The sequence below is a fragment of the Natrinema marinum genome, assembly GCF_024296685.1.
Lineage (GTDB): Archaea > Halobacteriota > Halobacteria > Halobacteriales > Natrialbaceae > Natrinema > Natrinema marinum.
In genome coordinates this window covers 95,206-107,005 of sequence record NZ_CP100763.1, presented here as the reverse complement: position 1 = coordinate 107,005, position 11,800 = coordinate 95,206, and the positions used below count along the sequence as shown (strand labels likewise).

Annotated in this window: 9 protein-coding genes; 7 read left to right on the top strand and 2 right to left on the bottom strand. The window is 66.0% G+C overall.

Features of this window, described 5'->3' with window-relative positions:
* The first annotated feature begins 110 nt into the window (after nucleotides 1–110).
* The 4 genes from NKH51_RS00515 (at nucleotide 111) to NKH51_RS00500 (ending at nucleotide 3,510) form a co-directional block, all read left to right on the top strand.
* On the top strand, nucleotides 111–437 hold the full coding sequence (locus NKH51_RS00515; RefSeq protein ID WP_254763290.1) for a hypothetical protein: 327 nt from the start codon (nucleotides 111–113) through the stop codon (nucleotides 435–437).
* Nucleotides 438–523: 86 nt separating this feature from the next.
* A complete protein-coding gene (locus tag NKH51_RS00510) occupies nucleotides 524–913 on the top strand; it encodes a helix-turn-helix transcriptional regulator (protein WP_254763289.1) in 390 nt (129 codons plus the stop codon).
* 69 nt (nucleotides 914–982) lie between these two features.
* On the top strand, nucleotides 983–2,266 hold the full coding sequence (locus NKH51_RS00505; protein ID WP_254763288.1) for a Glu/Leu/Phe/Val family dehydrogenase: 1,284 nt from the start codon (nucleotides 983–985) through the stop codon (nucleotides 2,264–2,266).
* Nucleotides 2,263–3,510, top strand: a complete 1,248-nt coding sequence (locus NKH51_RS00500) for a hypothetical protein (RefSeq protein ID WP_254763287.1) — start codon at nucleotides 2,263–2,265, stop codon at nucleotides 3,508–3,510. Before NKH51_RS00505 ends, NKH51_RS00500 begins: the two co-directional genes overlap by 4 nt.
* Nucleotides 3,511–3,513: 3 nt before the next feature.
* Here NKH51_RS00500 and NKH51_RS00495 read toward each other — a convergent pair whose 3' ends face one another.
* Together NKH51_RS00495 and NKH51_RS00490 are read right to left on the bottom strand one after the other, a co-directional pair.
* On the bottom strand, nucleotides 3,514–5,538 hold the full coding sequence (locus NKH51_RS00495) for an AMP-binding protein (RefSeq protein ID WP_254763286.1): 2,025 nt from the start codon (nucleotides 5,536–5,538) through the stop codon (nucleotides 3,514–3,516).
* A 2-nt stretch (nucleotides 5,539–5,540) separates the two neighbouring features.
* Complete coding sequence (locus NKH51_RS00490; protein ID WP_254763285.1) at nucleotides 5,541–6,398, bottom strand: SDR family oxidoreductase; 858 nt, start codon at nucleotides 6,396–6,398, stop codon at nucleotides 5,541–5,543.
* A gap of 245 nt (nucleotides 6,399–6,643) precedes the next feature.
* Between NKH51_RS00490 and NKH51_RS00485 the strand changes: the two genes are divergently transcribed.
* From NKH51_RS00485 to NKH51_RS00475, 3 genes are all read left to right on the top strand, one after another.
* Nucleotides 6,644–6,946, top strand: a complete 303-nt coding sequence (locus NKH51_RS00485; protein WP_254763284.1) for a DUF7518 family protein — start codon at nucleotides 6,644–6,646, stop codon at nucleotides 6,944–6,946.
* Nucleotides 6,947–7,044: 98 nt separating this feature from the next.
* Nucleotides 7,045–10,617: a chromosome segregation protein SMC gene (gene smc, locus NKH51_RS00480; RefSeq protein ID WP_254763283.1), complete on the top strand. Its 3,573-nt coding sequence runs from the start codon at nucleotides 7,045–7,047 to the stop codon at nucleotides 10,615–10,617.
* A complete protein-coding gene (locus tag NKH51_RS00475; protein ID WP_254763282.1) occupies nucleotides 10,610–11,707 on the top strand; it encodes a segregation/condensation protein A in 1,098 nt (365 codons plus the stop codon). The genes smc and NKH51_RS00475 overlap by 8 nt, the downstream gene beginning before the upstream one ends.
* Nucleotides 11,708–11,800 lie beyond the last annotated feature (93 nt).

Sequence of the window (11,800 nt, the reverse complement as noted above, 5' to 3'; positions counted from 1 at the left end):
TCGCAACCGACCTGTCGCCCGAGACGGTATCCGCGTCGATCAGTCGTACCGACACTCGACCAGCGTAGACGCGCGCGTTCCGCTGCCGTTCGGTAGGTATCCCTTCATCCATGTCAACTACACCAAGCACCGATGTCGCACTGATGCTCATTCAACTGATCGCGATCACGATCCCGTCGACCGTCGTCCTGATCAACCTGTTGCGCCGGTCGGACAACCTCAAGTGGAAGTATCGGAAGCTGAGCTTCGGACTCGTCGCGTCGTGTATCACGCTGTTGCTCACGGCCGCAGTCGGGGTCCTGTCGTACTTCTTCGCGCAGTTACAGCTTCCCGCCACCATCGACGCCGGGCTCGTGCTGATCATCCTCGGCTTGCTGCCGCTGGGGGTGTTCGTCGCAGTCCTCTACCGAGAACATCGGAAGGAATTCGGGCCCTGAAGCCGATCGCTGCGTCCGGATCCGGGCCGGCTGCGGGTTCGATCCCCGCGCGTAGTTTCGGCGGCGTCGCCGCCGTTGATGAACCGATGTCGAATCACACCCCCACCGATACCGACGACTGTGACGAATCGAGTCCCGACGACGGCGAGGAACGACCGACCGACGAGATCTCGGACCCTCGGCCGCTGACGAACCTCACCGGGTTCAAACGCGACCAACTGTTCGTCATCCGAATGCTCGCGGATCGTAACCCCCACGGGCTCGTCATCAAGGACAAACTCGACTGCTACTACGACGAGGAGATCAACCAGGGGCGGCTCTACCAGAACCTGGGCGAACTCGTCGAAGAGGGCTACGTCGAGAAACATCCGCTCGACGGCCGGACCAACGCCTACCGGCCGAGTACGCGCGCCAACGAGCGCCTCGAGGAACACTACGAGTGGGAGCGTCGCTGTCTGTTCTGCGAACTCCCGTAACTCGGTCCGTCCGCGGTCGCATCCGACGGCGATCGCAGGCGGGAAGCTGTCGACCGCCTCTCCCCTACCATGACATCATTTCACGACACCGATAGCGACGAGACCAGTCGAACGACTCCCGATCTCGATGCGCCCTGGACGTACGCGACCGCTGCCGCGCGTCGTCTCACGCTTCCGGACGAGATCGAGCAGCGACTCCTCTACCCCCGCCAGCGCCAGCGAGCCACGGTGCCGTTCGAACGCGACGACGGCAGCCGGGGCATCTGTGAGGGGTACCGCGTCCGCCACGACGGCGTCCGCGGCCCCTATCTGGGTCCGCATCGATACGATCTCGGGCTGACCGGCGACGACTGCGCCGGCCTCGCGGCCGCGACGACCGTCAGCGCCGCGATCGCCGACGTTCCCTTCGGCGGTGCCGCAGGGGGGATCGCGATCGATCCAACTGACCTCTCCCGAGCAGAGCGCGTCAACCTCACCCGCTCGTACGCGACTCGCGTCACCGGCATCGGCTCCCAAACCGACGTGCTCACCCCCGGCGTCGGGACCGACGAACGGACGATGGCGCAGGTCGCCGATGCCATCGCCGGCCGCCCCGACGGCCCACAGCGGGGGGCCGTCACCGGCAAGCCGCCGGCCCTTGGCGGCACTCGAGCCATCACGCGCGCAAGCGGCCACAGCGTCGCGCACGTCACGCAGGACCTCCTCGAGACCGACCACGATCGCCCGCTGTCCGACGCGACGATCGCCGTCTACGGCACCGGCCACCTCGGCGCGACGGCCGCCCGCCTCCTCGAGTTCCAGGGCGGCACCGTCGTCGCGATGTGCAGCGACGGGGCCGGACTCACCGCCCCCGAGAGTGAGAACGGGCTCGATACGGATCTCGTCCCGAGCTACCTCGAGCGCCCCGACGCGCTCTCGGCGTACGACGACGGGACGGTGACCGGCACGGAGAACGTCCTCGGACGGGACGCCGACGTGCTGGTCCTCGCCGAGCCCGCAACGGTCGTGACCGCCGAGAACGCCGAGACGATCGCCGCCGACCTCGTCGTCGAAGGGGCGACCGGGAGCGTCACCCCCGGCGGCCAGTCCATCCTCTCGGAGCGGGACATCCCGGTCGTTCCCGACGTGCTCGCGACGGTCGGCCGGCCGATCGCGGCCCACCTCGAGTGGGTCGATAGCAACGGACGCGATCAGCTGAGCGACGCCCGCGTGACCAACGAGTTCGGCTACGCGCTCACCGACGCGGTCGACGACGTGCGAGACCGCCGCGAAAGCTGCCGGCTGAGCTGGCGCGAGGCCGCCTACAGCGTCGGCCTCTCCCGCGTCGCCGCCGCCTACGAGGTGGTGCGATGAGAGACCGACTCGAGCGGTCGCTGCGCGACGTCCGCGGCTGGTTCGGGCCCCTCGAGTTGCCGGAGCTCGACGAGGGAGACGGCGAGAGCGACGGCCGAGGAGCTGATCGACCCGTCGCCGACTCCGAGAACGACGGAGACGGTGACACACGCTCCGACGGCGACCATGCCGCCGTCGCGGCCTCGAGCGACGGAGTCGACCCCGGAACCGGGACGAGCGCCGACTGGGAACTCGTCGAATCGCCCGCGTCGCGGACCCTCCACGGCGTCGTCCACGGACAGGACGGCCCCTACGCCTGCGGCGAGGGCGGACTCCTCCTCCACCGAGGGGACGACGGCTGGCGCGTCCTCTTAGAACGCGGCCCCAACGTCTCGGAGAACACCCTCCGGGCTATCGGCGCAACCGACGACGGCTGTCGGCTCTGGTTCGCCGGCGACAGCGGCGCACTCGGCTACTACGACGTAGCCGACGGCCACCTCAGCGATTACTCCGCGCCGATGGAGAAGACGAGCACCTGGGAAGCGATCGCCGTCACCGGGAAGACCGGCGAGGAACGCGTCCGCGTCGCGAACGGCTCCGGGGAAGTGCTCGACTGCATCGTCGAGAACGGCTGTCCGACGTGGGGCGCAGTGGTCGAACCGGGCGGCGGGTCGACGATCACCGGCCTGACCGCCGGCCCCGACGGGTTCTACGCCGTCGACACCAGCAGCGGGGCCTACCTCGAGCCCCGGTCCGACGGATCGGACGGCGACGAGTCGCCGAGAAGCGACCCCAGAGACGGTGCGCCGGCGGATACGGAACCGACGGATACCGCTCCGACCGACGAGTGGCAGCGGATCGGCGTCCGCAACGCCCAGGTCAACTTTCAGGACGTCTGGGCCGACGACGAGTCCGTCTTCATCGCCGGCGCCGACGGGATCGCCTATCGGTACGATCCCCGCTGTGAGAACTGGACGCCACTGTCCGTCGGTCAGGGGGACCTGCAGTCGATTCGCTCGACCGGCGGGAACGCTCTCGCGGTCGCGAGCGGCGGCCGACTCTACGAGCGCGACCGGAGCGTCCGCTGGCTCGAGCGCGACGTACCCACCGAACAGTCGCTGCTCGGCCTCGCGCTGGCCCGCTCGAGCGCCGACGTCGACGCCGGACTGGCGACCGCGCCCGTCGACGTCGCGGTCGGTGCCGGCGGCGTCATCGTCGAGCGCGAGCGGAGACCGGGGTCGAGCGGGCGCGACGGCGGTCGGTGACGGCTAGCGCGCGTCCTCGAGTTCCTCCAGCGCCGCTGGGTTCTCGATGCTGCTCATGTCCCCGAGGTCCTCGCCGACGTAGGTCGCCTGAATCGCTCTGCGGATGATCTTGCCCGACTGGGTCTTGGGGAACTCGTCGACGAACAGCACCTCGCGCGGGCGGAACGGCTTTCCTAACTCGTCGCCGACCTGCGCGCGCAGTTCCTCGCGGAGGTCGTCCGTTTCGTCGTGGCCGGCCTCGAGGACGACGTAGGTGACGACCGCGGTGCCGGTGGTGTCGTCCGGCGCGCCGATGGCGGCGGCCTGGTTGACCGCGTCGTGGTCGATGAGCGCGCCCTCGACCTCGGCGGGGCCGACCTTGCGACCGGCGACGTTCAACGTGTCGTCGGCGCGGCCGTGGAGGAACCAGAAGCCGTCCTCGTCTTGCTGGGCCCAGTCGCCGTGGTTCCACATGTCCTCGAAGGTCGACCAGTACTCCTCGAGGTAGCGCTCGTCGCCCGACCAGAGCGATTTCGTCATCGAGGGACAGGAGTCTCGCGCGACGAGGTAGCCCCGTTCGTGGTCGTCTTTGATCGAGTTCCCCTCGCGGTCGACGATGTCGATGTCCATCCCGAGGCCCGGACCGCCGAGCGTGCAGGGTTTGAGCGACTGGGTCGGCATCGGCATCAGGAAGCAGCCACAGATCTCGGTGCCCCCGGAGATGTTGACGATCGGCGCGTCGCCGCCGCCGACGTTCTCGTAGAACCAGTGCCAGGACTCGGGGTCCCACGGTTCGCCCGTCGAGCCCAGAATTCGGAGGCTCGAGAGGTCGTGGCCGGAGAGCCAGTCATCGCCATGCTTGCGCAGCGCGCGGATGGCAGTCGGCGAGATACCGAACTGGGTGAGTTTGTGGCGGTCGATCATCTCCCAGAACCGGTCGGGATCGGGGTAGTCCGGCGCGCCCTCGTACATGAAGACGGTGCCGCCGAAGGTGTGAGTGCCGATCAGCGTCCACGGCCCCATCATCCAGCCGATGTCCGACACCCAGAAGAATCGGTCGGACGGTTTGAGGTCCATCCCGAAGTAGACCTCCTTCGGACACTGGACCTGCACGCCGGCGTGGGTGTGGACGATCCCCTTCGGCTGGCCCGTGGTCCCCGAGGAGTACAGCAGCATCGATTCCTGGCTCGAGTCGAGCGATTTCGTCTCGTACTCGTCGTCTCGGGTCTCGACGGCGTCGTGCCACCACTCGTCGCGGTCGTCGTCCCACGGGATCTCGTGTTCGCTCGTTTTAGTGCTCGAGCCCAATCTGTCGAAGACGATCGTCGACTCGACGTAGCCCGCTTCCTCGATCGCCTCGTCGGCCGCGGACTTGAGGAAGACCGGATCGCCGCGCCGATAGAAGCCGTCGCCGGTGAACAGTACGGACGGCTCGGAGTCGGCGATCCGGGTCGCCGCCGCGTCGACGCCGAAGCCGGAGAAGATCGGCACCGCGATCGCGCCGACCTTGAAACAGCCATAGAGGATCGAGACGACCTCGGGGACCATCGGCATGTAGAGCCCGACGGTGTCGCCCGTTTCGACGCCGCGCTCCTCGAGGGCGTTCGCCACTTGATTCGCTTGCCTGCGGAGTTCGTGGTAGGTTATCTCCCTGACCTCGCCGTCCTCGCCCTCCCAGATGGTCGCGACCTTGTTTCGTCGCTCCTCGCCGAGTTCGGCGTGGCGGTCCACGACGTTGTGGGCGACGTTGAGTTCGCCGCCGGGGTACCAGTCGGTGAACTGCGGTCCCTCACTGTCGTCCCGGATTTCGTCGTACTCCTCGTAGAACTCGATCCCGAGGTAGTCGACGAGTTCGTCCCAAAACCAGTCGACGCCGCTCTCGGGTTCGCCCTCGAGGTCGGTCGTCGTTCGTTCGATGAGCTCGTCGTAGTCCTCGATCCCGTACTCCTGCATGAAGTCGTAGACGTTCGTCGACTCGACGAACTCCCGACTGGGCTCGTGGACGATCTCGTCGATGTCCTCGAGGCTGGGGCTGGTGTTTCCGGACATTGTTACTCGTAGGTTAGCGTCATGCCACCATCAAACAACAGGTCACCGCCGTCTAAGTGTCGGCCGAGATCGGAGAAGCCGAGCAGGTAGAGGTTGGCGACGTCGATCGGCTCCATCATCTCCTTGACGCGGGACTGGCCGAGCATCACGTCCTCGATCACTTCGTCGACCGAAATGCCGCGCTGTTCGGCGGTGTCCTCGAGTTGGGCTGTCACCAGCGGCGTTTTCACGTAGCCGGTGCTGATCGAGAACGCCCGAATCCGTCCGTCGCCCTCGGCGGCGATCGATTGGGTCAGCCCGCGCAGGCCGAACTTCGAGACGTTGTAGGCGACCTTGTCGCTGGTGACGTAGTGGCCGTGGACCGAGGCCATGTTGCCGACACAGCCCGCGCCGTCCTCGGTCTCCCGAAAGTGCGGAATGCAGAGCTTCGAGAGGTACAGCGGCGCCCGGAGCATTATCTGATGCATCCGGTCGTAGGTCTCCATCGGGAACTCGTCGATCGGGTCGATGTGTTGCATCCCCGCAACGTTCGCGAGGTACTTGATATCGCCCAACTCCGCGGCCTCCTCGACGACACGCTCGAGGTCGTCGTCATCGGTCAGATTGCCGGGAACCGACTCGATTCGTCCCTCGAGATCGAGTTCCTCGCCGCGGTCGACGGTCCCCGCGAGTCCGTCCTCGTCGATGTCGGTGGCCGCGACGGTCAGTCCATTGCCGGCGGCGGCCAGCGCGGTCGCCCGGCCGATGCCCGAAGCCGCGCCCGTCACGAGACAGACGTTGCGCTCGGTAAACGAGTCGTCGGGGAACCGGTAGATCTCTTCGTTCGAGACGGTGGGTGCCGTCACCTGTTGCTGGGACATGCGTTCTCAGGATACCCGTCTCTCCGGATCACGATAAAAGTGGCCGGCACTCGACGGCAACCGATCGGTGACGTGTGCCCGCCGCCGCGTCGGTCGCGCTCGCGTCCGACCGAGGTTTCGGGCGTCCTACGACCGATCCGTCGCACCTCGAGCGACCCGCTCGCTTGCATCGCCGACGAGCACCTGTAAGAGTTCTTATAGTCGTCTGACGTACGTTTATGTGGCCGGACGGACCCCTAGTTGATATGTCGAACAACCGCGTCGAGAAACTGGAATCGACGGTTGCGGAACTCGAGTCGACGGTCGAAGGGCTGACGGACGAGCTGATCGAGGCGAAAGAGCGGATCCGCGTCCTCGAGGCAGAACTCGATGCTGACACGCCGACGCGCGTTCCCGAACGGCGCAGCGAGGAGGCGGGCACCGAGTCGTCGAAGACGCCCGAAGCCGAACCCGACGAGGTGGCCGAGGCGGCTGCCGACGCCGAGGAAGACGGCGCGGCCGGGGACGAAGCGGAAGACTCAGGTAGCGACGACATTATCGTCGCGTAACTGCGGCCGACGCCGCGGAGGGGAGGGGACGGGGTCGCGAACGCGATACCCGACTCCGCGGCGACGAACCACTGCGGAACGGAGGGCTCGTAACGAGAATGTACATCAAGGCGCTGGTCCTGGACAACTTCAAGAGCTTCGGCCGGAAGACCAAGATCCCGTTTTACGAGGACTTCACGGTCGTCACGGGGCCGAACGGCTCCGGCAAGTCGAACATCATCGACGCCGTCCTCTTCGCGCTCGGACTCGCCCGAACGCGGGGAATCCGCGCCGAGAAGCTGACGGACCTCATCTATAACCCCGGCCACGAAGACGGCGACTCCTCGGCCGGCCCCCGCGAGGCCACCGTCGAGGTCATCCTCGACAACGAAGACGAGACGCTGACGCGCTCGCAGGTCGTCAACGCGGCGGGCAGCGACGACGTCGGCGATGTCGACGAGATCCGCATCCGTCGCCGCGTCAAGGAAACCGAGGACAACTACTACTCCTACTACTACCTGAACGATCGCTCGGTCAACCTCTCGGACATTCAGGACCTGCTCGCACAGGCCGGCGTCACCCCGGAGGGGTACAACGTCGTCATGCAGGGCGACGTCACCGAGATCATCAACATGACGCCCCACGCCCGCCGGGAGATCATCGACGAGATCGCGGGCGTCGCCGAGTTCGACGCGAAAAAAGAGGACGCCTTCGGCGAACTCGAGACGGTTCAAGAACGCATCGACGAGGCCGAACTCCGCATCGAGGAGAAACGCGATCGGCTCGACCAACTCGCCGACGAGCGCCGGCAAGCGATGCGCTACCGCCGGCTCCGCCGCGAAAAGGAAGAGTACGAGGGCTACAAGAAAGCCAGCGAACTCGAGGAAAAACGCGACGAACTCGACTCGCTCGAGTCGACCGTCGACGACCTCGAGGACGAGCACAGAGAACTCCAGCGCGAACTCGACGAGCGCGAGGGGACGGTCGTCCGCTTACAGGAGGATCTCGAGGACTTAAACGCCGAAATCGAGCGCAAGGGCGAGGACGAACAGCTCCGGATCAAAAGCGAGATCGAGGAGATCAAAGGCGACATCTCGCGGCTCGAGGACAAAATCGAGGCCAGCGACGAAACGATCGAAGAGGCCGAGTCGAAGCGCCGCGAGGCGTTCGTCCAGATCGACCGCAAGCAGGAGACGATCGACGACCTCGAGAGCGAGATGCGCGAGCACAAGCTCGAGAAGGCTTCGCTCAAGGGAGAAATCCAGGAACGCGAAGCCGAACGCGACGATCTCGAGGCCGAGATCGAGGCCGTCGACACCGAGTTCGACGAGCTCAAAGCCGACCTCGCCGAGCGCAAAGACGAACTCGAGGAAGCGAAAACCGAGAAGAACGACCTCCAGCGCGAACAAGACCGCCTGCTTGACGAGGCCCGACGGCGCTCGAACGCCATCAGCGAGAAAGAAGCCACGATCGAGGACCGCCGCGAAGCACTCCCCGAGATCGAGAGCGAGCGCGGCGACCTGGAGCGCGAACTCGAGAAGGCCGAGCGAAACCGCGCGAACATCGCGGAAGTGGTCGACGACCTGAAACGCGAGAAGCGACGGCTCCAATCCGACGCCGACGATCTGGACGATGAGATCCAGGCCAAACAGCAGGAGTACGCCGAACTCGAGGCAAACGCAGGCGAGAGCGGCGACTCTTCGTTCGGTCGCGCGGTGACGACGATCCTCAACTCGGGGATCGACGGCGTCCACGGCGCGGTCGCCCAGCTCGGGACCGTCCCCGGCGAGTACGCGGTGGCGTGCGAAACGGCAGCGGGCGGCCGGCTGGCGAACGTGGTCGTCGACGACGACGTGATCGGCCAGCAGTGTATCGAACACCTCAAATCGCGCAACGCGGGCCGGGCGACGTTCCTCCCGCTGACGGACATGAGCCAGCGCCGGCTTCCCAACGCGCCGAGCGGTCCGGGGATCGTCGACTTCGCGTACAACCTCGTCGACTTCGACGACCAGTACGCCGGCGTCTTCTCCTACGTCCTCGGCGATACGCTGGTCGTCGAGGACATCGAGACCGCCCGCTCGTACATGGGCGATTACCGGATGGTCACGCTCGACGGCGACTTAGTCGAGAAAAGCGGCGCGATGACCGGCGGCTCGGGCGGCGGCTCGCGGTACTCGTTCACCGGCGGCGGCGAGGGCCAACTCGAGCGCGTCGCCAAACAGATCACCGAGCTTCAGGAGGAACGCGAGTCGATCCGCGAGGAGCTACGGGGCGTCGAGGAGCGCCTCGACGACGCCCGCGACCGCAAGAGCGACGCGGCAGACGAGGTGCGCTCGATCGAGTCCGAGATCGAGGGACTCGACGAGAAGCGCGAGCGGATCGAAGCGGAGATCGAAGACCTCGAGGACGACCTCGCGGACCTCCGCGAGGAGCGCGAGTCCGTCGACGAGCGGATGAACGAGATCTCCGGCGAGATCGAATCGAAGACGGCCGCCGTCGAGGAGATCGAAGCCGACATAGCCGAACTCGAGAGAGAACTCGCCGACTCGAAGATCCCCGAGCTGACCGATCAGATCGAGGCACTCGAGGCCGAGATCGACGAACGCGAGGGCCGCATTCAGGACCTCGACAGCAAACTGAACGAACTGAGCCTCGAGAAGGAGTACGCCGAGGACGCCATCGAGGATCTCCACGACGACATCGAGAGCGCGCAGAACCGCAAAGCCGAACACGAAGAGCGGATCGAGGAGTACGAAGCGGAGATCGGCGGAAAGCGCGAGGAACTCGAGGACAAACGCGAGGCGGTCGAAGAACTCGAGGAGGAACTGACGGAACTGAAAGCCGAACGGAGCGACCTCAAGGACGAACTCTCCGAGGCCCGGACGAAACGCGACCAGCAGCAAGACCGGGTCAACACCGTCGAGAGCAAACTCGAGGACGCACGCGAGCGCGCGAACAGCCTCGAGTGGGAGATCGAATCGCTCGAGTCGGAGGTCGGCGACTACGACCCCGAAGACGTGCCCGATCACGACACCGTCCTCGAGATGATCGACCTCTTGCAGGCCGATATGGAGGCGATGGAGCCGGTCAACATGCTCGCGATCGACGAGTACGACGAGGTCAGAAGCGACCTCGAGGAACTCGAGGAGGGGAAGGCGACGCTAGTCGAGGAGGCGGAAGGCATTCGCGACCGGATCGAGCAGTACGAGACCCAGAAGAAGCAGACGTTCATGGACTCCTACGACGAGATCGCCGAACAGTTCACGGAGATCTTCGAGAAGCTTTCGGAGGGGACCGGGACGCTCCACTTGGAGAACGAAGACGATCCGTTCGACGGCGGGCTGACGATGAAGGCCCAGCCGGGCGACAAGCCGATCCAGCGGCTGGACGCGATGTCCGGCGGCGAGAAGTCCCTGACCGCGCTCGCCTTCATCTTCGCGATCCAGCGGCACAACCCGGCCCCGTTCTACGCGTTGGACGAGGTCGACGCCTTCCTCGACGCCGTCAACGCCGAGCGAATCGGCGAGATGGTCGACGAACTCTCCGAGAAGGCCCAGTTCGTCGTCGTTTCCCACCGCTCGGCGATGCTCGACCGCTCCGAGCGGGCGATCGGCGTGACGATGCAACAGGACAACGTGAGCGCGGTGACCGGTATCGATCTGAGTAGCGGGGAGGTTCCCGCCGATGACTAGCGAGGAGCCTGAGGAGCCAACGGCGACGCAAGGCTCCTCGGATAAGCGAACGGGGAGGGAAACGACCCGTGAGCGACGGGAGTCGCACAGTGACTCCGGAAAGTCGAGCGGGGAGCGAGACGACGACATTCCACTGAACATCACCGGCCACGAGGACCGCGAGCGGCCTGGCGAGACGGTCCCCGGCGGCGGCGAGGACCGCACGTCAGCGGACGAGTCCGACGAATCGGTCCTCGAGTTCACGGATGTCAAAACCGACGCCGCGGACGACGCGGACGACGAGGAAGTCGAACCCGTCGAACTGCTCGTCCAACTCGCCGAGGACGGCGAGATCGACCCCTGGGACATCGACGTCGTCCGGGTCACCGACAAGTTCCTCGAGGCGATCGAAGACGCCGACCTCCGCACGTCGGGGCGGGCGCTGTTCTACGCGAGCGTCCTCCTGCGGATGAAAAGCGACGAGCTGTTCGCGACCGACGAGCCCGACGACGAGGAGCTGCCGCCGTGGGAGGCCCCCTTCGCCGACGACGGTGCGATGGATGCCGAGGGCGGCGGCGAGGGGCATCCGCCGGGGTTCGACCCCATCGAAAATCTCGAAGAAGAGATGGAGCGACGCCTCGAGCGCAAACACGCCCGCGGGAAGCCGGAGACGCTGGACGAACTCGTCCGGGAACTCCGGACCGCAGAGCGCGACAGCTGGTGGAAGGAATCGCGGACGTACGACACGAGCGACTCGCCGAAAGGGTACGATCGCGGCGTCCAAGAGCTGAACTACCACTCGGGGGACGACTTCCGGGTCGACGACGAGCCGACCAGCGACGACGTGACTCACACGACCCACGAGGAGGACATCGAGTCGGTCATCGACGACGTGGAGGCCGAACTCGAGGCCCACTACGAGCGGGGTCGCGAGGAGGTGCTCTACGCCGAGATCGACGAGGTCGGCGGCACGCGCGTGATGACGTATCTCGCATTGCTCTTTCTCGCCCATCGCGGTCGAGTCAGGCTCGAGCAGGACGAACTGTTCGGCGACCTCTGGATTCAGGAGGTCACGGTGGAGTCCGAGGCGAGCGAAGCGATCGCCGACTAATATTTTCGAGACGGTCGAAAGAGCGGAGTCGACGCGACGGAGCGTCCGCAGGGAGATCGAGCGGAGCGCCCACAAGCGTTTAGCCCGCACCGG